The sequence below is a fragment of the Hoeflea marina genome (assembly GCF_003182275.1).
Lineage (GTDB): Bacteria > Pseudomonadota > Alphaproteobacteria > Rhizobiales > Rhizobiaceae > Hoeflea > Hoeflea marina.
The window spans coordinates 573,961-599,519 of record NZ_QGTR01000002.1 but is presented as its reverse complement, the minus strand read 5'-3'; the positions used below and the strand labels follow the sequence as shown (position 1 = coordinate 599,519).

Genomic DNA, 25,559 nt, shown 5'->3' with positions numbered 1-25,559 from the left:
CCTTCCCGTTTCAACGAGGCGACATGATGGGCATCACCACCGATCCGGAGCCAACCTGCCAGGGATCGCCCGGAGCGGACTTCACCGGCCGATCAGCACTGAGAGCGCCCGCCTTGCATACTCCGATCCCCGAAAAAAAGCGGTCGGCGTGCGCATGGGCAGCGGCAGCTTCGTGCTTCTGTAGTTTAGGCCGGGGGCCGTCAAGGTGGAGATGAGCGTGGAGGACAGCGGCACGAGAATGTTGCGCCTGGCGAGCCTGAACCTGTTGCCGTAGCGCCAGGAGCGCTCGAGCGCAATGTCGAAAGGCAGGAACATCGGCAGCAGGCCGGCAAGCAGCCTTTCGGCGCTGGCGCGGTCGACCAGATAGCCCATGGATGAGCCCAGCGGGCCGTGGATGCAGCGCCCCAGTTCATCGCCAAGGGCACTGATCTCCTTGACGATGAAGCCGGACACACGGTGATTGTACAGCTTGACCACACCTGTTTCCGGTCCGAGCGCCACGATGGCAGCAATGCGCTCGACAAAATCGTCCGGCAGCCCGGCGTCGTCCTCCAGGATCACCCCATGCGGGATGTTCATCTGCAAGAACCGATTGAGCGCCGCGATGTGGCTCATGTAGCAGCCATACTCCGCCGGCAGCGGAATCCGGCCATGGCAAAGCTTGAACATGGCAACGCTCAGACCGAAACGTTGATCGGCAGGGATGGCGTTGCCATCTACGGCGCAAACGCGGACGACGGGCTGACCGACTTCAGCGGCCCGGGCGGAAAACAGATCCCAGCGATCGGTTGACCGGTCCAGATTGATAACCAGTGCGGGCGTGATCATGCGTGGTCCTGCGGATTTCAGCATCCGGGCGGGATGCCTGTCGGATGCAGCCTTCTATCCCTGAATCCGCCTGGTGTCACCCGTGCGAGGGCGCGGCGAACAGCACCCTTGCGCCCTGCCGCCCCCTGTGGTGCGGACAGTCGACGATATCCCAACGGCTGAGCGGAACCATTCCGCCACATATTAGTTGGATATGCAGAACGCACGATCTCGTGCGCGATACAACCGGTTTCATCAGGAGATTTTGACATGGGATTTGAATACGGCGGCATTTTGGGTCTTATCGTGCTGATTGCAGATATCTGGGCGATCATCAAGATTGTGCAGGGCGGTGGATCGACGGGCTCGAAGCTGTTGTGGATCCTGCTCATCATCATCCTGCCCGTTATCGGCCTGCTGATCTGGCTGCTGGCAGGTCGCCGGGTCTAGTCACCGGACCACGAATTGCCCGACACTTCGGACCGGCGCCCTCATGGACGCCGGTCCTTGGCAATTTGGCACGGGGCAGCGCCACCGGCGATGTGCGCCGCCTATAGCGGAGAGGCCCGGCGATGGCTTCCACGCGGCACTTGCCTGAGCCCCGAATTCGACTACATGGGGACTGACGCATCCCGCATTCCCGAAGCAGACACCAATCATTCCTGACCTCGTGACCAACCGCATCGCCGCACCCCTGCTTGACTGGTACGACCGGCACCACCGCAGCCTGCCCTGGCGGGTCAGTCCGCCGGACCGGGCGCATGGCGTCGTCAACGATCCCTACCGGGTCTGGCTGTCGGAAATCATGCTGCAGCAGACCACGGTTCCGGCGGTCATGGCCTATTTCGAAAGCTTCGTCCGGCAATGGCCGACGGTCGCGGCGCTGGCGGCCGCGCCGACCGAGGAGGTGATGAAGGCCTGGGCCGGGCTCGGCTACTATTCCCGGGCCCGCAACCTGAAGGCCTGCGCCGAGGCCATCGTCCGCGATCACGGCGGCCGGTTCCCGGACAGCGAGGCCGGGCTGCGCGCCCTGCCCGGCATCGGTCCCTACACGGCCGCGGCAATCGCGGCGATCGCCTTCGACCGGCCGGCGGCGGTGGTGGACGGCAACATCGAGCGGGTGTTCACCCGCCTGTTCGAGATCGCCACGCCGCTTCCCGCGGCCAAGCCGGACATCCGGCGACACGTGGCAGACGCCACGCCCGTCACCCGCCCCGGCGATTTTGCCCAGGGACTGATGGATCTCGGCACCGCCATCTGCACGCCGCGACGTCCCGCCTGCGTGCTCTGCCCGCTGGCGACCGGCTGCGCGGCGCGCAAGTCCGGGCGGCAGGAGGAGTTCCCCGTCAAGGCGCCGAAAAAGGCCAAGCCGGTGCGGCGCGGCGCCGCCTTCATTGCGGTGGACGCGGACGGCGGCGTGCTGCTGGTGCGGCGGCCCGACAAGGGCATGCTCGGGGGCATGAGCGGCGTGCCGACCAGCAACTGGACGGTGCGCGGCGACGGCGAGACCGGCGTCGAGGCAGCTCCCTTTCCGGCCGAATGGACCCCCGCGGGAACCGTCAGCCATGTCTTCACCCATTTCGAGCTCCGGCTTGACGTCTTTCACGCCGATGTCGCACACCGCGGCAATCATCCCGGCTGGTGGAGCTCGCCCGCGGAAATCGGCGGCGAGGCTCTGCCGACGCTGATGAAAAAGGCCATCGCCGCCGCGCTGCCCGGAGCCTTTCCGCCGGACCGGCCGGCAAGCAAGCCAAGCAAGGACAAGCCATGATCGAGACCCGCACACCGATCCGCCACATCGTCTTCGACATCGGCTCTGTCCTGATCCACTACGATCCACACATTGCCTACCGGCCGCTGATCCCCGATGACGCGGCGCGACACGAGTTCCTCGAGACCGTCTGCACCTCGGCGTGGAACATGGAGCAGGACCGCGGCCGGACCTGGGAAGAGGCCGAGGCGATCCTCATTGCCGAGCATCCCGACAAGGCGCCGCTGATCCGCGCCTTCCGCGAGAACTGGCACCGGATGGTCAGCCACGCCTATGACGACAGCGTCGCCATCATGCTCGACCTGATCGACAGCGGCCATGACGTGACGATGCTGACCAATTTCGCGTCGGATACGTTCCGCCAGGCGCAGGAGATGTATCCGTTCCTGAAGGTGCCGCGCGGCGTCACCGTCTCCGGCGACGTGAAACTGCTCAAGCCCGAGCCTGCCATCTATGAACGCCACACAACGGATTTCGATCTCGATCCGGGGTTCTGCCTGTTCATCGACGACGTGGAGAAAAACGTGCAGGGCGCCCGCGACGCCGGCTGGCACGCGATCCGCTTCGTCAATGCCGAGCAGCTGCGCAAGGATCTCGCCGGCTACGAAATGGAGCGCCTGCGGCGCTGAAACAGCAGAGCAGACTTCAACGGCCTCCGATCGGCATCCGCAAGGTGAAGGTCGTGCGGTCGTCTCCGGACTCAGTCTGCAGCGTGCCCTGATGCGCCTTGGCGATCTCCGAGGCGATGAACAGCCCCAGACCCAGTCCCTGCGACACGTCCCCGGCCCGGCGGGCGAAGGGCTGGAACAGCCTGGCCCGCACATCGGCGGGGATCGGATCGCCATGGTTCGTGACCGCGAGTTCGAACCATGTCCCGTCCCGGCTGGCAACGACGAGGATGGGCCCGTCCGGATTGCCGTGACTGACCGCGTTGCCGAGCAGGTTGGAGAGCAACTGGGAAACGCGCGACCGGTCGCAGACGAGCCCTTCCGGAACATCGAGCTCGGAGCGGATATCGCGTTCGGGATGGACCGATTTCACTTCCGCCACCACCTGCTGCAGGTAGGGCAGCAAGGTCTCGCCGTCGCGGGAACGCTGCAGGCCGATGCCGCCGGCGAGCCTGGCACGGGCGAAATCCATGACATTGCCGATCAGCGTGATGGAGCGATCGACGCTGGCCTCCATGCGCTGAAGGATCATGTCGGCCTTGGGCTCGAGCGCCATGCGCTTGAGCATCTGGATTCCGGCGGAAATCGAGGCCATCGGGCTGCGGATGTCGTGGCCGAGAACGGCGATGAACTGCTCGCGCATCTGCGCGGCCTGGCGCTCCTCTAGAAGCGCTTCCTCGGCCGACATCAGCTTGCGCTGGGCATCGATGTGGAAGCCGATCAGTTCGGCAAATAGCGTGAACATGCCGACGATCTGCGGGTTTGCCAGTTGCGCGGGCTTCGGATCGATGGCGCAGAGCGTGCCGAAGAAACTGCCGTCGGCAAGCCGCACGGGGACGGAAATATAGCTCTCGAAGCCGTACATCGCCGGCGTCGGATGGCCGCAATAGACCTCGTCCTTCGAGACGTGGTTGATGACCACAAGCCCGCGGTTTTCACGCACGTCGTTGCATAGGGTCGTTTCGACCTGCAGTTCGCCACCGGCTGCAAGTCCGAAATTGATGCGATCAAGCACGCTCATGGCGATCCAGCGGTCGGCGGTGACTCGCGCGACTGCCGCATATCCCATGCCGGTGGCGTTGCACACCACATCGAGAATGTTGGGTATCGCCTCGATCCGGGCGATGATGTCGAGGTCCTGGGCATACGAAGCGTTCATGAGGTTCCCCGGTTCCGCGTCGGGCCTGGCCATTGTTGGCCAAAAAAAGCAACGTATTGCACCCGGCTCGGTTCCTCCAGTGTTTTGCCGCGCATTCAGGCGGGAATGCGGAACAGGTCCCGGTCCGGGTCCGGCTTGCCGCCGATCTCGCCTGCAATGAGCTCGGAGGCGATCTGGCTGAAGGTGATGCCGTTGCCGCCGAAGCCCATCACGGCGAAGACGCGGCTCATGCCGGGAACGCGGTCGATATAGGGAAGCCCGGTGGGCGTCAGGCCGAAGCCGGCCGACCAGGTGAACTCCGGATCCGGCAGCTTGACGCCGAGCAGATCTGACAGCTTTTCGAGAATCCGCTTCGGCTTGGAAAGCATCTTGGCCTCGGAATGGTAGGATTCCGGGTCCCCCTCGTCCTCGCCTCCGGCGATCAGCCGGCCGTCACGGGTCATGCGGAAATAGAGGTAGGGATCGGCGGCCTCCCAGACCAGGGTATCCGACAGCCAGCCCGGCAGGTCCAGGCCCGGCGGCGTTGCCAGTGCCCAGGTCGAGGCGATGGAATGGCCCTTCTGCTGCACGCGCTCGAGAAACTCGTAGCCGGTGCAGAAGACCACGTGGCCGGCGTCGATCAGCGAACCCGATGACGTGGCGAGCACGGCCCGGTCGCCGAACTCCGAAAGGTCAGTGATCTCGACGCCCTCGACGATCTCGACGCCGCGTGCACGCGCCGCGCGCAGCAGGCCGGCGGCAAGCTGCGCCGGATTTCCCGATGCGGATGCCTGGCTGAGGAGCGCCGCCTCGCGATCGATGCCATAATCGGCTTTCACCGTGTCGCCATCGACATAGCCGACCTCGAGGCCTGCCGACTGGCGGGCGCGGAACTCAGCGGACAGCTTTCGGGCGCCGCCGCCCTCGCCGGCGAGATAGAGCGTCTGCTTGTCGCGCCAGCTGCAGACGAGGTCCAGAGACTTCACCTTTTGGCTCAACGCCTTGACGGAGGCCGCCGAGCGGCGCCAGGCGCGGGCGGCCTTCTCCTCGCCGATCATCCGCGACAGATCGCTCAGCGGCACGTCGATCTCGTGCTGGATCATCGCAGTGGAGGCCATGGTCGAACCGGTCACCGGCTTGCGGCGATCGATGACCAGAATCGAGCGCCTGCCGTCGGCGAGCGCCTCTGCCACCAGCGCCCCGGAAATTCCGGCGCCGACGATGACGACGTCGTAGGAGCGGCTGGCGGCGGATTTCGATGTGATGACGCTGATCGAGGGCGTCGCCGCCCAGAGCGGCATCGAATCGCGCAGATCGCGCTTGCGTGTTGTCGTGTCCATGGGGCGCCCCTTTGTTTCAGCATCGCTTAACAAGTGGCGTCGGCTTTCGTTCCCGACGCCGGCGCCGAATGCCGCAAAAAGGCCTTCTGACGCCATGGCCGTGGAACGACCCCGGGTCTGGCACGTTTGAGGACAGCCACCAACCAATCGGAGTTCACCATGAAAACCCTGTCCGACGCCTTCGAACACACCCTCAAGGATATCTACTATGCCGAGAACGCGCTGACCAAGGCGCTGCCGAAGGTCGCCAAGGCCGCCACCAGCCAGAAGCTCAAGGATGCGGTCGAAGCCCACCTCGCCGAGACCAAGGAACAGATCAAGACACTCGACAAGGTGTTCAAATCGATCGGCAAGAAGGCCGAAGGCGAGAAGTGCGATGCCATCGAGGGCCTGATCAAGGAAACCGACGGCCTGATCGAGGAAGCCGAGGGCGAAGCGCTCAACGCCATGCTGATCGGCGCCTGCCAGGCCGTCGAGCACTACGAGATCGCCCGCTACGGCACGCTGCGGGAATGGGCAAAGGTTCTGGGCCACACCGAGGCGCATGATCTGCTGTCGAGCATCCTCGACCAGGAAAAGGCCGCCAACTCCAAGCTCACCAACCTCGCAGTCTCGGAAGTCAACGAAGCCGCCTGAGACATGGGACAGGCGAAGCCGCAAGACGGCTAGCCAGGATCACAGCCCGATGCCCACGGCGTCGGGCTGTTTTGTTGTTGGGATGGCTCTAACCAAATCCCAGAAACAGCGCCAACAGGCGGTCTACTGCCAACATGGATGTGTCATCAAGCCGGCCGAAAGGCTTTCCCACTTTGTCTCGGCTCACTGTCATCAGCTTGTCGATCATTATCTGAGACGGCAGGCGCAACCCGTTCTCCGGTGTCGGCATCACGGACAATCGCATGAGCGGCGCCTCGATGAGATCACTCGACACAAGCGCTACCGTCAGCGTCGCGGCGTCTTGAAACTGATCGGCCTGAACAATCAGTGCGGGACGCGGCTTACCAAAAGCGCCCTGCAGAGCTACGGTGATCATGTCCCCGCGTCTCATTCGTCGATGCTGACAATATCTTGCAACGCGGCGTCAAGAAATCCGATCAGGTCGGCGTCCGCGGCGTCAGCCACGGCGACGATACGCGCCTGGCGGCGGCATTCCTCCGCAAACCCCTTCCTGCGGGTATCAGGGACCCAGATCTGGATCGGCCGCAGGCCCGCCGCACGCATGGCATCCCGCCGCTTTTTAACGCGCTCATTGACCGGATTGACCATGCCAGCTCTCCCTGAACACCGTTACATGTAACATGAACGGGGCTGTGGTTCAAGACGTGGCAAGTCTCCGCGAAAACGCAGAAACGCCCGGGACCTGATCCCGGGCGTTTCGTCTTTCACCGGGGACTGGAGTATACAAACACCCGGTGCAAGCTGCTGCGGCGCGGCCGGACTAGCTGGCGCGGGCCATGTCGGCGCGGACGATCGAGCGCAGATCGTCGATGGGCTTGAGACCCTCGCTGCGGTCGGTGTGCCAGAAGGTCCAGCCATTGCAGGCATCAAAACCCTGCACCAGCGCGCCGATCTTGTGGATCGATCCGGCCTGGCCGTTGGCGAAGATTGTGCCGTCGGCGCGGACGATTGCCTTGTGGCGGCGCCTGGCGTCGTGGAGCACTTCGCCGGGCTTGATGTGACCCGATTCCATCAGCACGTTGAAGGCGACGCGCGGCTCGGCGCGCTTGCCGGTCATCACCGTCAGTTCCGCCTTGCCCAGCGGCTCGACCGCGTCGATGCGGGCGCGGGCGGCGTCGATATACTCCTGCTCGCGCTCGATGCCGACAAAATGGCGGCCGAGGCGGCGGGCGACGGCGCCGGTGGTGCCCGAGCCGAAGAACGGATCGAGGATCACGTCGCCGGGCTTCGACGACGCCATCAGGATGCGGGCCAGCAGCGCTTCCGGCTTCTGCGTCGGATGCACCTTCTTGCCGTCGTCACCCTTGAGCCGCTCGCCGCCGGTGCAGATCGGAAACAGCCAGTCGGAGCGCATCTGCACGTCGTCGTTGGCGGCTTTCAACGCCTCGTAATTGAAGGTGTAACCCTTGGCGTTCTGGTCGCGGGAGGCCCAGATCATGGTCTCGTGGGCATTCTGGAAGCGGCGGCCGCGGAAATTCGGCATCGGATTGGTCTTGCGCCAGACGATGTCGTTGAGCAGCCAGTAGCCGATGTCCTGCAGCGATGAACCGACCCGGAAAATGTTGTGGTAGGAGCCGATCACCCAGATGGTGCCGTTGGGCTTGAGCACGCGGCGGCAGGCGAGCAGCCAGGCGCGGGTGAAGGCATCGTAGGCCTCGAAGCTGGCGAACTGGTCCCAGTGGTCGTCGACCGCGTTGACCATCGACTGGTCCGGGCGCATCAGGTCGCCGCCGAGCTGCAGGTTGTAGGGAGGATCGGCGAAGATCACGTCGACCGAATGGGCCGGCAGCGCTTCCAGCGCCGCGACGCAATCACCCTTTATGATGGTGTCGAGCCAGGAGGCCGGGGCCGCGCTGACGGAAGGAACGTCACAAAGCGATACTCGTGGGGACATGGGATACTCACACACAACAGACGCAACAGGAAACTGTCCCCATGGTTACCGAACAGGGTAAACAACCGGTGAATGCATCCGAAAATATGTTTGCCGGCACTGTGCCACGGGCAGCCAATCCGCTGTCACATGCTGATCCTGGCGCCGCGGCGCGACAGCCGGCGCTGCTGCAGGCGCCATTGCGGCTCGGCCCTGGCGAGCACAGCCGGGGCGAGGATTTCCACCTCGTAGCCGCGGTTGAGCGCCGCCTGCGCGGTGGCCCTGATGCCGGTGTTGCCATCGCGACCGGCAATGCTGAGCCGGCCGATGCGATGCGCATCGAGCCAGGCTTCGAACTCCGGAGCCGAGAAGGCATCCGCCTGGTGCTTCATGAAATCCGCCGCGACCCCGGTCTCGAGGCGCGGATCGAGACCCAGGCCGGCGGAACCGGCCGCGCCGCGTCCCCTCGCCAGCAGACGGAGGAAGACATTGACGTAGCGCGCGAGAAAGCTGTGGCGCACGGTGATGACCGGACAATCGCGCCCATAGGCGTCGGAGGCGTGCTCGTTGATCAGCGAAATCACCGCCTCGACATCATCCGCCGGGTAGCCTCCGCCCCTGCCGGTGAAATCGGACTGCATGTCGATGATCAGCAGCGCCTCGCCGGGCCGCGCGTCCTTGTCGATGCGCGGCCCCCGGGTCGGCCGCTGCAGCCGGTACATGCCGGCGATGGCGTAGAGGCAGAGGCCGAGCAACGCGGCGATCGCCGTCATCAGGATGACTGTCATGGCGGCTCCTTCCGATTCCCGCCGGCGCCAGCGGCGGCGGATGGCAACATATCGGCTTGCACGCGCCCCTGCCATCCTGTAGCTCACGACAATCCCCTCCCCTAGGAATTTAGAGATGTCCGGCTTTGAACTGATCATATTCGATTGCGATGGCGTGCTCGTCGACAGCGAAGTCATCGCCGCCGACCTCGAATCGGCACTGCTGACCGAGGCCGGCTACCCGATCTCCGCGGAAGAACTCGGCGAGCGCTTTTCGGGCCTGACCTGGAAGGACATCCTGTTTGCGGTCGAAGCCGACTCCAGCATTCCGCTGCAGGCGAGCCTGATCGACAAGTCCGAGGAGTTGCTCGATGCCAGGCTGGAGCGCGAAGTCGAGGCCATCGACGGCGCAGCCGATGCCATCGCCCGGCTCAGCGGTCCGCGCTGCGTCTGCTCGAATTCCAAGTCCGGCCGGCTGAAGATGATGCTGGCCAAGACCGGTCTGGCGCCGCTGTTCGGCGAGCATGTCTATTCCGCCCGGGATCTGGGCGAAGGCCGCACCAAGCCCAAGCCGGACATCTTCCTGCATGGCGCGGCCCAGATGGGCGCCGATCCGAAATCGACCATCGTCATCGAGGATTCTGTGCATGGCGTGCATGCGGCGCGCGCCGCCGGCATGCGGGTGATCGGCTTCACCGGCGGCTCCCACAGCTATCCCAGCCACGCCGACCAGCTCACCGACGCCGGCGCCGAGACCGTCATCCGCCGCATGGCCGACCTGCCCGACACCATCGCGGCGCTCGGCGCCTGGTCGGAGCTGATCTGAGCCGCATCGGCGCGACACCCGGAGACGGGGCGAGGGTGATGGAAGATGAAGCCCTCCCTGTCCCCCGCGTCCGCTGTCGCGCGCCGTGCGTGAGCGGTGCGAGACTCATCCCGCACACGCATCAAAAAGTCCCCCCGGCTCGCGGACGCGAGCCCGCTGGATGCCGGATCAAGTCCGGCATGACGGCGGAAGGGCTGCGCCGCCCTTCACCCTCATCCCGAGGCGGCCGCGTCAGCCACCCTCGAAGGGCGGGGTGAAGCCACCCAATCCGCCATCGCCAGATCCGGCAGCGGTCAGCCGACAGAAAAGCAGCCCACGGAATCCGCGAGCGGCCATATTCCACGCATCGCCTGCCGTGCGCACCGGCCCGACCGGCGGCGAAACCGCCTCAGCGTCTTACTTTGTGTTGTAGGGACCCGGGTCGAAGCCGATGAACACCCGGGCGCTGCCGGCGGAGGCCGCCGGGAAGGTCACCTCGGAATTGGTGACGACGAACTGGGTGGTGAGCGTGCCCTCGGGCAGCGTCACGGCCTGGCGCTGAAGTTCCGAATAGAGCACCGTCTCGCCCTCGAGCACGACCACGCGGACCGGCAGCTCCACCGAGCCGGCGCCACCGGCCGGACCGGCGACCAGCCTGCCGGAGGCCACGACTGTCATGATCATCTGGTCGCCCGACACCCGGCACTGGCGCGTCGTGTCGGCGATCGAGGCCTGCTGCATGACCTTGGAAGGGTCCTTGTCCTTCTCGCCGCCCTTGGCATAGGTGGAGAAATAGGCAGTCCCCTCGCGCAGCGCCACGGCCGGGCACTTGCCCTGCACGACCTGCGACTGGGTCGCCGCATCGACGGCGGTCTGGCCGCGCGGATTGAGCACATTTTCAGTGTCCGTCGATGTGCAGCCGGCAACCAGAGCGACGGCGAAGATGGCCGGAAGAAAACGCGGGAACTTGTCTGACACGATGAACCTACCTTCAAACAGGTGAATGCAAGGACCGGATGACGCCGGAATTGGACCTTTGCATGACGAACTGGCTTGGTCTATACCAGCCGCGCGGCGAAAAATCGACCGGCGTTATCTCATCTCGCGCGATCCGCGTCCACCATCGGGGAATTTGCCTGTGGACTATATTTCGACACGGGGCGAAGCCCCATCACTTGGCTTCAGCGATGCACTGCTGGCGGGACTTGCCCGCGACGGCGGCCTGTATGTTCCACGCGAATGGCCGCAATTTTCCCGCAAGGACATCCGCGCCATGCGCGGGCAAAGCTACCAGGAAATCGCCTATCGGGTGCTGTCGCCGTTCACCGAGGGCGACATCCGGCCGGAAAAACTGCGCGAACTCATCGATGCGGCCTATGCGACATTCCGTCACCCGGCAGTCGCGCCGCTCAGGCAGACGGGCGCCAATTCCTTCGTCCTCGAGCTGTTTCACGGCCCGACCCTGGCGTTCAAGGACGTGGCGATGCAACTCATCGCCCGGCTCATGGACCATGTGCTTGAGGAGCGCGACGAGCGCGCCACCATCGTCGGCGCCACCTCGGGCGACACCGGCGGGGCAGCCGTCGACGCCTTTGCCGGTCGCGACCGCACCGACATCGTCATCCTGTTCCCGAAGGGCCTCGTCTCGCCCGTGCAGCAGCGGCAGATGACCACGTCGACTGCGGCCAATGTGCATGCGCTTGCCATCGAGGGGAATTTCGATGACTGCCAGGACCTGGTCAAGGCGATGTTCAATCACACCGCCTTCCGCGACCGGGTGCGGCTGTCGGGCATCAACTCCATCAACTGGGCCCGCATCATGGCCCAGATCGTCTATTACTTCACCGCCTCGGTGTCGCTCGGCGCCCCCGACCGCAAGATCTCGTTCACCGTGCCGACAGGCAATTTCGGCGACATCTTCGCGGGTTACGCCGCCAAGCGCATGGGCCTGCCGATCGCCAGGCTGGTGATCGCCACCAATGAGAACGACATTCTCGCCCGCACGCTCAAGACCGGCCGCTACGAGATGCGCGGCGTCTCGGCCACCACCTCGCCGTCTATGGACATCCAGATCTCCTCGAATTTCGAGCGGCTGCTGTTTGATGCCCATGGCCGCGACGCCGGCCAGGTGCGGCAGGCCATGGCAGGTCTCAAGCAATCGGGCGCCTTCGAGATCGGCGCGGCGGCCCTGAAGGCGATCCGCAAGGAGTTTTCGGCCGGCCGCGCCACCGAGCGCCAGGTCAAGGAAATCATCCGGATGATGCAGGCCGAAACCGGCTATGTGGTCGATCCGCACACCGCGGTGGCGCTGCAGGTGGCGGCGAAGGCGGAACGCCCGGCGGCGGCGATGGTCACGCTGTCGACCGCGCACCCGGCGAAATTTCCCGCTGCGGTTAAATCCGCCTGCGGTATTGACCCGGCGCTTCCGGCGTGGCTCTCTGATCTGATGCAACGGGAGGAACGGTTCGACGTATTGCCTGCGACACAGGATCGGGTGGAAGCCCATATTCTGGCCATCGCGAGGGCCGTGCGCTGACCGGGGAAAGTGAACGAATGACTGTGCAGAGTACCCGTCTTGGCAATGGCATCACCGTCGTAACCGAGACCATGGCCCATCTTGAGAGCGTGGCCCTCGGCGTGTGGGTCAAAGCCGGTTCCCGCGACGAGACCGACAACGAACACGGCATGGCGCATCTGCTCGAGCACATGGCCTTCAAGGGCACCCTGCGTCGATCCGCGCGGCAGATCGCCGAGGAGATCGAGAATGTCGGCGGCGAGGTCAACGCCGCCACATCGACCGAGACCACCTCCTACTATGCCCGCGTGCTCAAGGCCGATGTCGGCCTGGCGGTCGACATCCTCGCCGACATCCTGACCGGCTCTGCCTTCGACGAGGCGGAACTCGAGCGCGAGAAGCACGTCATCCTGCAGGAAATCGGCGCCGCCGACGACACGCCCGACGATGTGGTGTTCGACCGCTTCACCGAGGCCGCCTTCCGCAACCAGACCATCGGCCGGCCGATTCTCGGCACCCCCGAGACCGTCCGCTCCTTCAGCGCCGCGCAGCTGCGCGCCTATCTTGCCCGCCACTACACAGGCGACCGCATCGTCGTCGTCGCAGCGGGCGCGATCGAGCACGACGCCTTTGTGCGCATGGTCGAGGACCGCTTCGGCTCGACCATCGCCCCCACGGGCACCCAGCTGCGCTCGATCCCGAAGGCCGTCTATACCGGCGGTGACTATCGGGAAAAGCGCGACCTTATGGACGCCCAGGTGGTCATCGGCTTCGAGGGCCGTGCCTACCAGGTGCGCGATTTCTATTGCTCGCAACTGCTCGCCAACATCCTGGGCGGCGGCATGTCGTCGCGGTTGTTCCAAGAGGTGCGCGAAAAGCGCGGGCTGTGCTATTCGGTCTACGCGTTTCACTGGGGATTCTCGGATTCCGGCGTCTTCGGCATTCATGCCGCCACGGGAGTGGATGATCTCGCCGAACTGGTGCCGGTGATCCTGACGGAACTCGGCAAGGTCGCCGACCATGTCGACGTCTCGGAAATCAACCGCTCGCGGGCCCAGACCCGCGCCGGCCTGCTGATGGCGCAGGAAAGCCCCGCGGCGCGCGCCAGCCAGATCGCCCGGCAGATGCTGCTGTTCGGTCGTCCGGTGCCGAATTCCGAACTGATGGAACGCCTCGATGCCATCACTCCGGAACGTCTGACCGACCTGGCGCACCGCATCTTCTTCAACACGCCGATGACCGTCTCGGCGGTGGGGCCGGTGGACAAGCTGATGAACACCGAGACCATGGCCTCCGGCCTGACCGGCGCACCGCGTCCGGCCGCCGCCGAATAGGCAGGCGGGACAGCATCGCAGATGCCCCGCCCGGCCTTCCGCTTTCGCAGCCGCGCATCTGACGACTTGCAGATTACGGGCGACAGGATCTTCCTGCGGCTTCCGCGGCTGGCGGATTTTGGCGAATGGAGCACGCTGAGGACCAGAAGCCGGGCGTTCCTCGAGCCGTGGGAGCCGCGCTGGCCCGATGACGACCTGACGCGAAGCGCATTCCAGTACCGCATCCGACGCTACGAAGCCGATCACGGAAGCGGGCTTGCCACGCCGCTGTTCATCTTCCTCAAGGGTTCCAATCAACTGGTCGGGGGGCTCACCATCGGCAATATCCGCCGGGGCGCCGCGGAAACGTGCACGCTCGGATACTGGATGGGTGAGGCCCATGCCGGCCGGGGACTGATGCACGACGCGCTTCGCAGCATCATTCCCCATGTGTTTGAGCGCATGCGGTTGCACCGGATCGAGGCGGCCTGTATTCCCGATAACGAACGCAGCATGCATCTCCTTGAAAAAGTCGGCTTCCGGCGCGAGGGTTACTTGAACGGCTATCTGAAAATCAACGGGGCCTGGCGCGACCACCTGCTGTATGCGCTGATCGCCGAGGATTGGCGTGACCGCCATGCCAAGCCCACCAAGGCGACCGGATGACTTCAATTACAGAGCAGACCCAGTGGCCGGCCTCGCCCGCCCGGACCATCCTGCCCGTGCGGTTGCTGGTTGCGCTGACGGCGCTGGTCATGATCCTGCTCTGCTCCGGTCTGGCCCATGCGGTGGAACCCATCAAGATCAGCCGCGAGGACACGGCTCTCGACCTGACCGCGACGACGGAGATCTACTCGCGCCGCGGAGAAGCCTTCCAGGTATCGACCGCGGCCGGCACCGATGGCATTGTCCGCCGCATCGAGGTGCGCTCGAGTTCCCCCGAACACAGCGGCGACTGGGCGGTGTTCGCGCTTGCCAATGTCAGTGACGAACAGATCGACCGGCTGATCGTGGCTCCGCATTTTCGCCTGGTGAAGTCGGGACTGATCTGGCCCGATCTGGGCTCGCAGCGCATTCTCGGCATCACCCCGAGCGAGGGCTTCGCCCTTGATCAGGTGCCCAATGACGAGGACGACGTCTTCCGCATCACGCTCAATCCGGGCACCGTCATCACCTTCGTGGCGGAACTGGCATCGCCCGAACTGCCGCAGATTTACCTCTGGGAGCCGGAGGCCTACAAGGACACGGTCAACGCATTCACCCTCTATCGCGGCATCGTGCTCGGCATCGCCGGACTGCTTGCCGTGTTCCTCACCATCCTCTTCGTGGTCAAGGGCACCTCGATGCTGCCTGCGACGGCGGCACTGGCCTGGGCGGTGCTGGCCTATGTCAGCGTCGATTTCGGCTTTCTCTCGAAGCTGATCAGCGTCACGCCCGGCGACGAGCGAATATGGCGCGCCTCCACCGAGGTGTTTCTCGCCACCGGTCTGGTGGTGTTCCTGTTTGCCTATCTCAATCTCAATCGCTGGCATTCCAACCTGACCTACGTCACGTTCGCCTGGATCCTCGGCCTCGGCGGCCTGTTCGCCGTCGCCGTCTATGATCCGGCGGTGGCTGCCGGTATCGCGCGCATATCGTTTTCGGCGACCACGATCCTCGGTGTCGGTCTCATCGCCTATCTGGGCATCAACCGCTACGACCGCGCGATCATGCTGATCCCGACCTGGGCACTGATCCTGTGCTGGCTCTTTGCCGCCTGGCTGACGGTGACAGGGCAGTTGTCCAACGACATCGTCCAGCCGGCGCTTGGCGGCGGCCTGGTGCTGATCGTGCTGCTGATGGGATTTACGGTCATGCAGCATGCCTTCGCAGGCGGCGCCTACCAGCAGGGCCTGTTCACCGACATGGAGCGCCAGGCGATGGCGCTGGCGGGCTCCGGCGACACGGTCTGGGACTGGGACGTGGCGCGCGACCGCATCGTCACCATCCCGGACATGTCCTCGCAGCTGGGCCTGTCACCCAATTCGCTCAGCGGTCCGGCCCGCAACTGGCTGCCGCGCATCCACGCCGACGACCGGGACCGCTTCCGCACCACGCTCGACGTGATGATCGAGCATCGCCGCGGCCGGCTTAACCACCAGTTCCGGATGCGCGCCGAGGACGGCCACTATCACTGGATGGCGCTGCGGGCCCGCCCCGTACTGGGCTCCAACGGCGAAGTCATCCGCTGTGTCGGCACCATCATCGACGTCACCGAACAGCGCACGTCGGAGGACCGGCTGCTGCACGACGCCGTCTATGACAATCTGACCGGCCTGCCCAACCGCCAGCTGTTCCTGGACCGGCTGGCGACCGTCATCGGGCTGGCCGCGCAGAGCCCGAATGTCCGGCCCACGGTGTTCATGATCGATCTCGACCGCTTCAAGCTGGTCAACGACCGGCTCGGCATGTCGGTGGGCGACACCATTCTCCTGGCGGTCACGCGGCGCCTCAAGCGCCTGCTGCAGCCGCAGGACACGCTGGCGCGGATCTCCGGAGACCAGTTCGGCCTGCTGCTGGTGTCCGAACAGGACGCCGCGAAGGTTGCCGCCCTTGCCGAGGCGCTGGGAAAGGCCATCTCCGTGCCGATCGATTTCGCCAACCAGGAGATCAAGCTGTCGGCGTCGATCGGCCTTGTCACCTGGGTGGACGACAATGCCATTCCCGACGAACTGGTGAAGGACGCCGAACTGGCCATGTACCAGGCCAAACGGTTCGGCGGCAACCGGATCGAGCCTTTCCGGCCGGCGTTCCGCACCGTCGGCACCGACCGCCACCGGCTCGAATCCGACCTCAAGCGGGCGCTCGAACGCGGCGACCTGACGCTTGCCTATCAGCCGATCGTGCGGCTCGAAGACGCCGAGATCGCCGGTTTCGAGGCGCTTCTGCGCTGGGAGGACCCCAAGCGCGGCACCGTGCCGCCATCCGAGTTCATTCCGGTGGCCGAAAGCTCCGATCTGATCCTGCAGCTGGGCATGTATTCGCTCAAATGCGCCGCCGACGACCTGGCGCAATGGCAGCGCGCGGTCGGAGACGTGCCGGTGTTCATGTCGGTCAACCTGTCGAGCGCGCAATTGCTCAAGAGCGACCTGTGCAACGACGTCATCGCCGCCATTTCTGATTCCCGCTGCGACCCGTCCTGCTTCCGGCTGGAACTGACCGAATCGCTGGTCATGCACAATCCGCAGCAGGCACTGCTGACCCTGTCGCGGCTGCGCGAGGCCGGCATCGGCCTGTCGCTCGATGATTTCGGCACCGGCCATTCGTCGCTGTCCTACCTCACCCGCTTTCCCTTCGGCACCATCAAGATCGACAAGTCGCTGGTCTGCGACCCGTCGGAAAAGCGCAGCGTGCTGCTGCGGTCGATCGTCGGCCTCGCCAAGGAGCTGGGCATGTCGGTGGTGGCCGAAGGCATTGCCACGGAAGAGGACGCGGTGGCGCTCTCGGCCATGGGCTGCGACTACGGCCAGAGCTTCCTGTTCGGCCCGCCGATCGGCTCGGAATCGGTGCAGAAACTGCTCAAGGAGCGGTTTCCGCTCGCCAGCAGGCATTAAGGCAGATCGTGTCAGTTCGGATGCATGCAATGTGCTTCAGCGCTGTGCGATGTGCCTGCCCTGCTCCCTAAATCGCCGCACATTTTCGGGTTACAAGCATTGGGTGGCGGAAAAGCTGCAGTCTCTCTCTGTGCAGGTGCCGAACGAAATTGGATAGTGTCTCAGCTTGAAGTTTGATGTGGTTGACGCCTTTTCGAATCCCTGCGCGAATTCCTATGCTTAATGCATGTCGCCCGAAAGTGTGCAGCGGTTTCGGGATGACGGCATGCATAATCACAAAGAGCTAAAGCACATCGCGTGAATCTGAATTCACGCGATGTGCTTTAGTGGCAAGCATGCGGAGGCGCATTCCCCAAGCCCGAAGCCGGCCGGCAGGCTGCTTTCGCGCGCCGCTGACATGGAACTGCCATATCTCCGGCCTAAGGCGACAGGCGATGCAACGCGGTTCCCGGTGAGACAATGGCGAAATACGATTCGTGCGTGATCTGCACCTCGCCGCGCAGCGGCAGCACGCTGCTGTGCAGGCTTATGGCAGCAACCGGCGTCGCCGGAAATCCGGAGTCCTATTTTCACCGGCTGTCGATCGAGGCTTGGCGTGAGGATCTCGAGGTCGGCGCCGTGCCCGGCGCCTCGGAGCGCGAGCTTCTTGCAGCAATCTTCAAAGCCGTGATCGCGAAAGGAAGCCTTGAGACAGGTCTTTTCGGGCTGCGCCTGCAGCGACACAGTTTCGATTTCTTCACCGAAAAGCTGGCTGTGCTTTATCCATCGCCGGCAACAGATGCCCTGCGGTTTCAGGCGGCCTTCGGGCGGACGCTGTTCGTGCATCTGACGCGGCGCGACAAGATCGGACAGGCCGTCTCCTGGGTGAAGGCGGAGCAGAGCGGCCTGTGGCACCTGGCGCCCGACGGCACCGAGCTGGAGCGGCTCTCTCCACACAGGGACCCCATCTACGATGCCGGAGAAATCCAGGCGTGCGTGAAGACGATGCAGGACTACGACCGCGACTGGATGGACTGGTTCGAGGCCCAAGACATCGAACCGCTGCGCATCACCTATGATGCGCTTTCCGAAAACCCGGTCGCAACATTGCGCGATCTACTCGGGCGGCTCGGGCTCGATCCCCACGCAGCCAGCAGCGTGACGCCGGGTGTGAGGAAGCTCGCCGATGCCACGAGTGAGGATTGGGTTGCGCGCTTCCGCTCCCAGTTCGACATGTCTGCGTCTGGCTAGCTTTCCGTCCGCACCAGGGTGTGGTCAGGCGTGGCCGGACTGCATCGACAGCATGGCAGGCGCCACGCCCATCATCGCCAGCACACGGTCATACTTGCCGTCGAGCTCCTGGTCGAAGACCAGGTCGTCGCGGGCAGGACAGCTCAGCCAGCTGTTGGCGGCGATCTCGCTTTCCAGCTGCCCAGGGCCCCAGCCGGCATAGCCGAGCATCAGGATGCCCCGCAACGGGCCTTCGCCGTCCTTGATGGCGCGCAGGATGTCCACCGTCGCCGTCAGGCACAAATCGTCGTTGACCGGCATCGTCGCCGGGCTGATGTAGTCGTCGGAATGCAGCACGAAGCCCCGGCCCGGATCGACGGGGCCTCCCGAAAGCACTGGAAAATCGATCGATCCCTGGCAGATGCCCTGGCGGTCGGAAACGCCCTTGCGCGCCGGACGGTCGTCAAGACCCAGCGTCTGCACCAGCTCCGGGAAGCTGATCTGCTGAGCCCGGTTGAGCACGAAACCCATGGCGCCATCCTCGGAATGGGCACAGATGAAGATGACCGTGCGGATGAACCGCTCGTCGTTCATGCCCGGCATGGCAATGAGGAAATGCCCGTCAAGGCACCCTCTCTTGCGATCGGCAGACTTGGGTATGTTGGTTCCCATTCGACAAGCCTAGCAAGTTTGGGCCATTTGGAAAGGGCGATTTGTCACGAGGCGCGCGTCGGCCCGCATGCACTTGACCGCTCACGTTAATATGACCCGGCGCGATTAACCCCGGATGGATTCCGCCGCAATCGGCGGCTATTGTCGGGCATGAAAACCGCACGCTTCGCTCCATCCGCCCCGATTTTCGCCGCTGCCACACTTGCCATCGCGGGGCTGGTGCCGCTTCCGGCGCTGGCCCTCGACAGCGGCTGGGCGGAGACCGAGGGCGGCCGCATGCGGCTGGTCGTCGATCCTTCTCCGCAAGCCGACGGCAGCCTCGCGGGCGCGCTCGACATCGACCTGGCGCCGGGCTGGAAAACCTACTGGATCGATCCGGGCGGCAGCGGCATTCCCCCCAGCATAGACCTCTCCGCGAGCAAGGGCCTTTCGCTGAGACGCGTCGATTATCCGCCGCCGGTACGCGTCGATGATGGCTATTCGGTCTGGTCGGGCTACAAGCACCCGGTCAAGTTCCCGCTTGTGCTCGAGCGCACCGGCAGCGGAGACGCCGAGCTGAACGCGGAGGTCTTCATCGGCATCTGTTCGGACATCTGCGTCCCGTTCCAGGCCAGCCTGTCGATTGCGGTTCCCGCTGCGGCAGACGCCGACAGCGTCGCCGCGCGGGAGGTGGCGTCCGCCTTCCAGGCGCTTGCGGAACCGCCGGCAGAGGATTTCGCAGTCACCGCTGCGGCTTTCGCCGCCGACCGCTCCGCGCTCGAAGTCAGCGTCAGTCTACCCGGGTTCCGCCCGGCCGGCCTGGCTCCGGCGCTGTTCGTGGCCGGTCCCGAAGGCTGGGCCTTCGCGCCGCCGCAGCTTCTCGCGTCGGAAGATGGCACCGCCCGCTATTCGGTGCCCGTCGTGGGCAGGCCGAAATCGGCGGATGCCGGCACGGCGGTGCCCGTTGATCTGGTGGTCACGCTTGGACAGCGCGCCATCGCCACCCGGGCGGAGTTGCGCTGAGCGCTTCTCGTTTTCCCAGATCGCGGCGGCGCTGCATGCTGACGCTTCGCCACATGGTCCTGGACCGGCGATGCCGCTCTCGTCTGAAAGGGCCCGAAGCCGCCGGATCCCGATCGCCGGTCGGCGGCCGTTCACAGGCTTTTTGCGCCCTGCCCCTCGACACGGCCACGGGAAACCATATCTATGGCGCACCGACATCCGCCAACCACCAACCCAGGAGTGCCACGTGACGATTTCAGTTGGGGACGCTTTGCCCGCATCGACATTCAAGGAGAAGGGTCCTGACGGCATTGCCGACGTGGCCAGCAGCGATTTCTTCGCTGGTCGGAAGGTGGTTGTCTTCGCCCTCCCCGGCGCTTTCACGCCGACCTGCCATCTCAACCATCTGCCGGGATATCTTGAAAACCGCGACGCCATCCTCGCCAAGGGCGTGGATGAGATTGCGGTCATCGCGGTCAACGACGCCTTCGTGATGGGCGCATGGGCCAAGGCCACCGGCGGCGAAGGCAAGATCCGCTATCTTTCCGACCAGGCAGCCGTCTTCACCAAGGCCGTCGGTCTCGAACTGGACGCTTCCGCCGGTGCGCTCGGCGGGATCCGCTCGCAGCGCTATTCGATGATCGTCGAGGACGGCAAGGTCACGGCGCTCAACATCGAGGACACGCCGGGCTCCGCCGTCACATCGGGCGCGGCAGCGCTGCTGGAACAGCTCTGAGCCGTAGCCGATCCCGCACCGCCGGTTTCGCGCAGTCCATGGCGTCGTTCATTTCTTGAACGGCGCCATGCCTTTTCTGGCCAGCTCGTCGGCGCGCTCGTTCTCGGGATGGCCGGCGTGGCCCTTGACCCAGTGCAGCGTCAGCTTGTGGATCTGGCGCGCCGCATCGAGCGCCTGCCACAGCTCGACATTCTTGACCGGCTTCTTGTCGGCGGTCTTCCAGCCGTTCTTCTTCCAGCCGAAGATCCATTTGCCGAGCCCGTCCATGACATATTTGGAATCGGTGTAGAGATCGATCTCGCACGGGCTCTTCATCGCCTGCAGGGCGGAAATCGCCGCCAGCAGTTCCATGCGGTTGTTGGTGGTGTTGGCCTCGCCGCCGAAGAGTTCCTTCTCCGTCTCGCCGTGGCGCAGGACGGCGCCCCAGCCGCCGGGCCCGGGATTGCCCGAACAGGCACCGTCGGTGTAGATTTCGACCTGTTTCACGATGGGATCTCCTGGCGCAAGCCGTAGTCGTAGCCGCTGGTTATGCGGCGGTGGAAGCGGACCTTGCGCAGATATTCGAGCGGATCCTTCTTGACCACCAGCGCTCCTTCGGGCGTTGTCAGCCAGTCATGCAGCCGGGTCAGGAAGAAGCGAAGCGCCGCACCACGGGCGAGCAGCGGCAGGATCGCCGTCTCGCGCGGTTCCAGCGAGCGCACCGAGGCATAGCCGTCGAGCAGCGCCATGCCCTTGGTCAGGTTGAAGGACCCATCGCCCTCGAAACACCAGGCATTGAGGCAGACGGCCACGTCATAGGCGAAGTGATCGTTGCAGGCGAAATAGAAATCGATCAGCCCGGACAACCGGTCGCCGATGAAGAAGACATTGTCCGGGAACAGGTCGCCGTGGATGACGCCCGCTGGCAGATCATCGGGCCAGCCGGCCTCGAGCGCCCTGAGATCGGCGTCGATCTCGTCGGCGAGGCCCGGTTCGACCTCGTCGGCGCGCTCGCGCGATTTGTCCCAAAGCGGCCGCCAGCTCGCCACCGACAGCGCATTGGGGCGGACGAGCGGGAAGTCGTTGCCGGCGACATGCAGGGTTGCCAGCGCGCGCCCGACCTCTCCGCAATGGATCGGCGCTGGCCGACGCAGCCAGGTGCCGTCGAGGAACGAGACGAGGGCCGCGGGCCTGCCGGCAAGCGAGCCGAGCAACTCGCCGTCCCGGCGCGGGACCGGGACCGGGCAGGTCAGGCCCTTGGCTGCCAGGTGATCCATCAGGCCGAGGAAGAACGGCAGGTCGTCGCGATTGACCCGCTTTTCATAGAGCGTCAGGATATAGGTGCCACCGGAGCTGCGAAGCAGGAAGTTGGTGTTCTCCACCCCTTCCGCGATGCCCTTGTAGGACAACAGCGAGCCGATGGAATACTCGCCGAGAAAGGCGCGCAGCTGCTCCTCGTTGACATCGGTGTAGACGGCCATGCTCAGCGGACTCCGTTGACGAAGGCCATGTCGGCCGCGGTCAGCTCTACATCGCGGAGCTCGCGGTTGACGAGGAAATTCTCGGTCTCGCGCACGGTTTCGGCGATCTCGATCGTGGTGTCATAGCGGGAGCGGAAGGCCTCGATGATCTCGTCGACCACCACCTCCGGCGCAGATGCCCCGGCGGAGACGCCGAGCACGGAAATCTCGCCGATGACGTCCCAGTCGATCTCGTGGGCGCGCTGCAGCAGGATGGCGTTGCGGGCGCCCGCGCGGGCGGCCACCTCCACCAGGCGCTTGGAATTCGATGAATTGGGCGCGCCGACGACGACGAACAGGTCGCAACCCGGGGCGGACTGCTTGACCGCCTCCTGGCGGTTTGTCGTGGCATAGCAGATCGATTCGGCGGCCGGCGCAGTGATGCCGGGAAACCGCTCGTGCAGTCGCGCGATGACGTCTGCGGTGTCATCGACCGACAGCGTTGTCTGGGTGACGAAGCCGAGATTGCCCACATCCATGGCCGGCAGTGCATCGACGTCCGCCACGGTTTCCACCAGCGTCACCGCGCCGTCGGGCAACTGTCCCATGGTACCGATCACCTCGGGATGACCCTTGTGGCCGATGAGCACGACATGGCGGCCAAGCCGCTCGTGGCGCATGGCCTGCTTGTGCACCTTGGAGACCAGCGGACAGGTGGCGTCGAGATAGAACAGCTTGCGCACTTCGGCGTCGGCAGGCACCGACTTCGGCACACCGTGGGCGGAAAAGATCACCGGCTGGGCCTGATGGGCGGGCGGAATCTCGTCGAGCTCCTCGACGAAGATGGCGCCCATCGCCTCCAGTCCCTCGACCACGAAACGGTTGTGGACGATCTCGTGGCGGACATAGACCGGCGCGCCGTATTTCTTCAGCGCCAGCACCACCATCTGGATGGCCCGGTCCACTCCGGCGCAGAAGCCGCGCGGCGCGCACAGACGGATCGTCAGCTTTTGCTTGCTCATGATTGCTCCGGGGGTTGCAACGGTTGCCTTTAGACAGAGCCCGGTGGGTGCGTGTCAAGAGCCGGCAGGACGCGTGCTCAATCGGCGTCCGGTACGCCGGGCTTGCGGAACAGGACGACGGCCGAGACCGCCAGCAGCGCCAGGGCGAGGCCGTACCATGTGACGGCGTATTGCAGGTGACTGTTGGGCATGTTGATGATGGTGACGCCGCCGACAGGCAGGCCGCCGGGATTGGGTGTCGCATCTGCGTCGACGAAGAAGTCGATCAACTTGCCGTCGGACCGGTCGATGCCGGCATTCTTCGCCATCGCGTCGAGATCCTTCCAGAAGAAGATATTCTTGGCCGGATCGTTGTCGGGGACCATCATGGACGGCCTTCCGTCCAGACGGTTCCGTGCCAGGCCGGTCACGGTGACCTCACCTTCCATCTCCCCGTCCTGTCGGCTGGCGGGATCCTTGGAATCGACGCCGACGAAGCCCCGATTGACGAAGATGACCGAGCCGTCGGCGCGCTCCAGCGGCGTGTAGACGTGATAGCCGGTGGCGCCATCGAGCGTGGCAAAGAAGAACTGCTCGCGCTCGTGGAGGAACCGACCTTTGACGCGGGTCGGGCGGTACTCGATATCGCCCCCTTCTTCCCGGATGGCGATGACATCATCCAGGGGCACCGGGCCGGCTGCCATCCGTTCGGCAATCGTGGCAAGCAGGCCTTCCTTCCATGCAAGCCGCTGGACCTGCCACGTGCCGAGCGTTACGAGCACGCCAAAGAGCGCGAGCACAACGATGACGGCAACGGGTCCCGGCCTCCGGGGGCCAGTCCGGACGACGCGGTCAGCCATGGTCGATCTTTCCCTCGGCTGCCTTGTTGCGGTACTGCAGGGCGATCATCAGGCCCTTGAGCATGCGCAGCAGACCAAGGCACAGCACGGTGGCAAGGGGAACCCACAGCAGCATATGGAGCCACAGCGGCGGACCGTAGTTGACCTCCAGCCAGAGCGCCATTCCGACGATGACGAAACCCATGATCAGGATCACGAACACCGCGGGTCCGTCGCCGGCATCCTCGAAGTTGTAATCCAGCCCGCAATTGGCACAGTGGTCCTTGGGCTTGAGCAGCCCGTCAAACAACTTGCCCTGACCGCAGCGGGGGCACATTCCGCGAAGTCCCACCGAGACAGCATCCACCGGCGGGAAACGGGCTTCATCTTCGGACATCCGGCACTCCCAGATTTGACCGCATCGGCGGCCGTGAAAAAAGAAGGCGGCCGGTCACCCGGCCGCCCCCCGCATTTTCAATCGGCCGAGGCCGGTGTCATTCGACGTGCAGCGCCGCGCCCCACGAACCCCAGACATAGATCGAGAAGAACAGGAACAGCCAGACCACGTCGACGAAGTGCCAGTACCAGGCGGCCGCCTCGAAGCCGAAATGCTGCTTCGGGGTGAAATCACCCTTCATCGCGCGGACAAGGCAGACAATCAGGAAGATCGTGCCGATGATGACATGGAAACCGTGAAAGCCGGTGGCCATGAAGAAGGTCGCGCCGTAGATCGAATCCTTGAAGGCAAACGGTGCGTGGATGTATTCGTAGGCCTGCACGGACGAGAAAAACAGGCCGAGCAGAACGGTCAGGACGAGACCGTTGACGAGGCCCTTGCGGTCGTTGTGCAGCAGCGCGTGGTGCGCCCAGGTCACGGTGGTGCCCGACAGCAGCAGGATCACCGTGTTGTAGAGCGGCAGGTGCAGCGGATCGAGCACCTCGATGCCGGCCGGCGGCCACTGGCCGCCGGTGAAGGCAGCTCGGGCGACCTGGTGAACCTCGTTCGGGAACAGGCTTGCATCGAAGAAGGCCCAGAACCAGGCGACGAAGAACATCACTTCCGAGGCGATGAACATGATCATGCCGTAGCGCAGATGCAGCGACACGACCCGGGTGTGGTGGCCCTGATGGGCTTCCTTGATCGTGTCCGCCCACCAGGCGAACATCGTGTAGAGCACGACGGCGAGCCCGATGTAGAAGATCCACGGCTGCGCCATGTTGACGCCGAACATCCGCATCTGGTCATCGGACAGATAGCGCATGTAGGTGATGCCGCCAAAGGCCATGATCAGCGCGCCGACCGAGCCGATGAACGGCCACGGGCTCGGGTCGATAATGTGGTAGTCGTGGTGCGTCTCGTGTGCGTCTGCCATGTCACTCATCCCCGATAGTCATCATTTCCAGCTGGGCGCAC

Annotated in this window: 27 protein-coding genes; 12 read left to right on the top strand and 15 right to left on the bottom strand. The window is 64.7% G+C overall.

From position 1 onward, the window contains the following. Nucleotides 1–81 precede the first annotated feature (81 nt). Complete coding sequence (locus DFR52_RS09280) at nt 82–828, bottom strand: glycosyltransferase family 25 protein (protein WP_158284916.1); 747 nt, start codon at nt 826–828, stop codon at nt 82–84. Between the two features lie 249 nt (nt 829–1,077). Here DFR52_RS09280 and DFR52_RS09275 point away from each other — a divergent pair, with 249 nt between their 5' ends. The 3 genes from DFR52_RS09275 (at nt 1,078) to DFR52_RS09265 (ending at nt 3,207) form a co-directional block, all read left to right on the top strand. Next, nucleotides 1,078–1,257, top strand: coding sequence for a PLDc N-terminal domain-containing protein (locus tag DFR52_RS09275; protein WP_110031652.1), 180 nt, complete (start codon nt 1,078–1,080; stop codon nt 1,255–1,257). A 220-nt stretch (nt 1,258–1,477) separates the two neighbouring features. Next, nucleotides 1,478–2,578 carry an A/G-specific adenine glycosylase gene (gene mutY / locus DFR52_RS09270; protein ID WP_245415263.1) on the top strand — a complete coding sequence of 367 codons (1,101 nt, stop codon included), beginning with the start codon at nt 1,478–1,480 and terminating at the stop codon, nt 2,576–2,578. Then, nucleotides 2,575–3,207, top strand: coding sequence for an HAD family hydrolase (locus DFR52_RS09265; RefSeq protein ID WP_110031650.1), 633 nt, complete (start codon nt 2,575–2,577; stop codon nt 3,205–3,207). The genes mutY and DFR52_RS09265 overlap by 4 nt, the downstream gene beginning before the upstream one ends. A gap of 16 nt (nt 3,208–3,223) precedes the next feature. On the opposite strand, the gene DFR52_RS09260 is transcribed toward DFR52_RS09265, so the two are convergent. Together DFR52_RS09260 and DFR52_RS09255 are read right to left on the bottom strand one after the other, a co-directional pair. Beyond that, the gene (locus tag DFR52_RS09260) at nt 3,224–4,405 is read right to left on the bottom strand and encodes a sensor histidine kinase (RefSeq protein ID WP_110031649.1); all 1,182 of its coding nucleotides are present in this window, start codon (nt 4,403–4,405) and stop codon (nt 3,224–3,226) included. A 95-nt stretch (nt 4,406–4,500) separates the two neighbouring features. Then, nucleotides 4,501–5,724: an NAD(P)/FAD-dependent oxidoreductase gene (locus DFR52_RS09255; protein WP_110031648.1), complete on the bottom strand. Its 1,224-nt coding sequence runs from the start codon at nt 5,722–5,724 to the stop codon at nt 4,501–4,503. A gap of 159 nt (nt 5,725–5,883) precedes the next feature. Here DFR52_RS09255 and DFR52_RS09250 point away from each other — a divergent pair, with 159 nt between their 5' ends. After that, a complete protein-coding gene (locus tag DFR52_RS09250) occupies nt 5,884–6,360 on the top strand; it encodes a YciE/YciF ferroxidase family protein (protein WP_110031647.1) in 477 nt (158 codons plus the stop codon). An 88-nt stretch (nt 6,361–6,448) separates the two neighbouring features. On the opposite strand, the gene DFR52_RS09245 is transcribed toward DFR52_RS09250, so the two are convergent. From DFR52_RS09245 to DFR52_RS09230, 4 genes are all read right to left on the bottom strand, one after another. Next, nucleotides 6,449–6,772, bottom strand: coding sequence for a type II toxin-antitoxin system PemK/MazF family toxin (locus DFR52_RS09245; RefSeq protein ID WP_110031646.1), 324 nt, complete (start codon nt 6,770–6,772; stop codon nt 6,449–6,451). Next, the gene (locus DFR52_RS09240; RefSeq protein WP_110031645.1) at nt 6,769–6,990 is read right to left on the bottom strand and encodes an antitoxin MazE family protein; all 222 of its coding nucleotides are present in this window, start codon (nt 6,988–6,990) and stop codon (nt 6,769–6,771) included. The genes DFR52_RS09245 and DFR52_RS09240 overlap by 4 nt, the downstream gene beginning before the upstream one ends. A 172-nt stretch (nt 6,991–7,162) precedes the next feature. Further along, nucleotides 7,163–8,296, bottom strand: a complete 1,134-nt coding sequence (locus DFR52_RS09235; RefSeq protein WP_110031644.1) for a site-specific DNA-methyltransferase — start codon at nt 8,294–8,296, stop codon at nt 7,163–7,165. A 125-nt stretch (nt 8,297–8,421) separates the two neighbouring features. Further along, nucleotides 8,422–9,063 carry a cysteine hydrolase family protein gene (locus DFR52_RS09230; protein ID WP_158284915.1) on the bottom strand — a complete coding sequence of 214 codons (642 nt, stop codon included), beginning with the start codon at nt 9,061–9,063 and terminating at the stop codon, nt 8,422–8,424. Between the two features lie 115 nt (nt 9,064–9,178). Between DFR52_RS09230 and DFR52_RS09225 the strand changes: the two genes are divergently transcribed. Then, nucleotides 9,179–9,868: an HAD family hydrolase gene (locus DFR52_RS09225; protein WP_110031643.1), complete on the top strand. Its 690-nt coding sequence runs from the start codon at nt 9,179–9,181 to the stop codon at nt 9,866–9,868. Between the two features lie 396 nt (nt 9,869–10,264). On the opposite strand, the gene DFR52_RS09220 is transcribed toward DFR52_RS09225, so the two are convergent. Beyond that, entirely contained in the window at nt 10,265–10,825 is a 561-nt protein-coding gene (locus DFR52_RS09220) for a hypothetical protein (RefSeq protein WP_110031642.1), read from the bottom strand. A 160-nt stretch (nt 10,826–10,985) separates the two neighbouring features. Between DFR52_RS09220 and thrC the strand changes: the two genes are divergently transcribed. The 5 genes from thrC to DFR52_RS09195 all read left to right on the top strand — a co-directional run bounded on the left by thrC (nt 10,986) and on the right by DFR52_RS09195 (nt 18,498). After that, the gene (gene thrC / locus DFR52_RS09215) at nt 10,986–12,383 is read left to right on the top strand and encodes a threonine synthase (RefSeq protein ID WP_110031641.1); all 1,398 of its coding nucleotides are present in this window, start codon (nt 10,986–10,988) and stop codon (nt 12,381–12,383) included. A gap of 17 nt (nt 12,384–12,400) precedes the next feature. Beyond that, a complete protein-coding gene (locus DFR52_RS09210; RefSeq protein ID WP_110031640.1) occupies nt 12,401–13,696 on the top strand; it encodes a M16 family metallopeptidase in 1,296 nt (431 codons plus the stop codon). Between the two features lie 21 nt (nt 13,697–13,717). After that, nucleotides 13,718–14,341 (top strand): GNAT family N-acetyltransferase, encoded by a 624-nt coding sequence (locus DFR52_RS09205; protein WP_110031639.1) that lies wholly within the window; start codon nt 13,718–13,720, stop codon nt 14,339–14,341. After that, nucleotides 14,338–17,268 carry a sensor domain-containing phosphodiesterase gene (locus DFR52_RS09200; RefSeq protein ID WP_110031638.1) on the top strand — a complete coding sequence of 977 codons (2,931 nt, stop codon included), beginning with the start codon at nt 14,338–14,340 and terminating at the stop codon, nt 17,266–17,268. The genes DFR52_RS09205 and DFR52_RS09200 overlap by 4 nt, the downstream gene beginning before the upstream one ends. Nucleotides 17,269–17,727: 459 nt before the next feature. Next, nucleotides 17,728–18,498, top strand: coding sequence for a Stf0 family sulfotransferase (locus DFR52_RS09195; protein ID WP_110031637.1), 771 nt, complete (start codon nt 17,728–17,730; stop codon nt 18,496–18,498). A gap of 24 nt (nt 18,499–18,522) precedes the next feature. Here DFR52_RS09195 and DFR52_RS09190 read toward each other — a convergent pair whose 3' ends face one another. Further along, nucleotides 18,523–19,149 carry a YqgE/AlgH family protein gene (locus tag DFR52_RS09190; protein WP_110031636.1) on the bottom strand — a complete coding sequence of 209 codons (627 nt, stop codon included), beginning with the start codon at nt 19,147–19,149 and terminating at the stop codon, nt 18,523–18,525. 150 nt (nt 19,150–19,299) lie between these two features. Between DFR52_RS09190 and DFR52_RS09185 the strand changes: the two genes are divergently transcribed. Then, complete coding sequence (locus DFR52_RS09185) at nt 19,300–20,151, top strand: protein-disulfide reductase DsbD domain-containing protein (RefSeq protein ID WP_110031635.1); 852 nt, start codon at nt 19,300–19,302, stop codon at nt 20,149–20,151. 226 nt (nt 20,152–20,377) lie between these two features. After that, nucleotides 20,378–20,866: a peroxiredoxin gene (locus DFR52_RS09180; protein WP_110031634.1), complete on the top strand. Its 489-nt coding sequence runs from the start codon at nt 20,378–20,380 to the stop codon at nt 20,864–20,866. 48 nt (nt 20,867–20,914) lie between these two features. Here the strand turns inward: DFR52_RS09180 and rnhA are convergent, their stop codons facing one another. From rnhA to DFR52_RS09150, 6 genes are all read right to left on the bottom strand, one after another. Beyond that, nucleotides 20,915–21,352, bottom strand: a complete 438-nt coding sequence (rnhA, locus tag DFR52_RS09175; RefSeq protein ID WP_110031633.1) for a ribonuclease HI — start codon at nt 21,350–21,352, stop codon at nt 20,915–20,917. Beyond that, nucleotides 21,349–22,326, bottom strand: a complete 978-nt coding sequence (locus DFR52_RS09170; protein ID WP_110031632.1) for a homoserine kinase — start codon at nt 22,324–22,326, stop codon at nt 21,349–21,351. Before DFR52_RS09170 ends, rnhA begins: the two co-directional genes overlap by 4 nt. 2 nt (nt 22,327–22,328) lie before the next feature. Continuing rightward, a complete protein-coding gene (ispH, locus tag DFR52_RS09165; RefSeq protein WP_110031631.1) occupies nt 22,329–23,327 on the bottom strand; it encodes a 4-hydroxy-3-methylbut-2-enyl diphosphate reductase in 999 nt (332 codons plus the stop codon). 77 nt (nt 23,328–23,404) lie between these two features. After that, nucleotides 23,405–24,166, bottom strand: coding sequence for an SURF1 family protein (locus DFR52_RS09160; RefSeq protein WP_110031630.1), 762 nt, complete (start codon nt 24,164–24,166; stop codon nt 23,405–23,407). Further along, entirely contained in the window at nt 24,159–24,542 is a 384-nt protein-coding gene (locus DFR52_RS09155) for a DUF983 domain-containing protein (protein ID WP_110031629.1), read from the bottom strand. The genes DFR52_RS09160 and DFR52_RS09155 overlap by 8 nt, the downstream gene beginning before the upstream one ends. Before the next feature lie 97 nt (nt 24,543–24,639). Next, nucleotides 24,640–25,518 carry a cytochrome c oxidase subunit 3 gene (locus DFR52_RS09150; RefSeq protein ID WP_110031628.1) on the bottom strand — a complete coding sequence of 293 codons (879 nt, stop codon included), beginning with the start codon at nt 25,516–25,518 and terminating at the stop codon, nt 24,640–24,642. Nucleotides 25,519–25,559: the final 41 nt, after the last annotated feature.